We start from the raw sequence: 532 nt of genomic DNA on the forward strand, positions 1-532 counted from the left end.
TGGAGCGGAAGACGAGATTCGAACTCGCGACCCTCGCCTTGGCAAGGCGATGCTCTACCCCTGAGCCACTTCCGCATATGGATGAAAGTGAAATGCCGCTAACATAGCGGCATACTCTCCCTTGGTGACTCCACCGGGAATCGAACCCGGGTTACCGCCGTGAAAGGGCGGTGTCTTGACCGCTTGACCATGGAGCCATTTTAAAACCGGCAACGACCTACTTTCCCAGGCAGCTTCCCACCAAGTATCATCGGCGCTTGAGAGCTTAACTTCTGTGTTCGAGATGGGTACAGGTGTATCCTCCCCGCTATTGTCACCGGATTTCCTGCTTGCCTTTTTCAATCCTGACTTTGTTGCTGCTCTTTCGCTCATCAGTTACGTACACTAGTACGCGCCCTCTTCGCTCCTTCGCACGCCGCGTCAGCTCTTGAAAAATTCTTCGCAGCTTCTTTTCTCTTGAGGTATATACCCTCAAATCTGAATAACAATCAACAAACTCTTCGTAAAACCACTGGTCAAGTTCTCGACCGAT

The 532-nt window shown here is 51.3% G+C and carries 1 protein-coding gene, 2 tRNA genes and 1 rRNA gene; all 4 read right to left on the bottom strand.

Annotated elements, in window-relative coordinates:
- Window positions 1-75: transfer RNA gene (locus tag D1151_RS16030), tRNA-Gly, on the bottom strand.
- A 47-nt stretch (window positions 76-122) separates the two neighbouring features.
- A tRNA-Glu gene (locus D1151_RS16035) sits at window positions 123-197 on the bottom strand.
- Between the two features lie 7 nt (window positions 198-204).
- A 5S ribosomal RNA gene (rrf, locus tag D1151_RS16040) occupies window positions 205-321 on the bottom strand.
- Window positions 314-532: hypothetical protein (locus tag D1151_RS16045; RefSeq protein ID WP_161909541.1), on the bottom strand; the 219-nt coding region annotated here is incomplete at its 5' end. The genes rrf and D1151_RS16045, both read right to left, overlap by 8 nt.

Source organism: Emergencia sp. 1XD21-10 (assembly GCF_009936045.1).
GTDB lineage: Bacteria > Bacillota > Clostridia > Peptostreptococcales > Anaerovoracaceae > Senimuribacter > Senimuribacter intestinalis.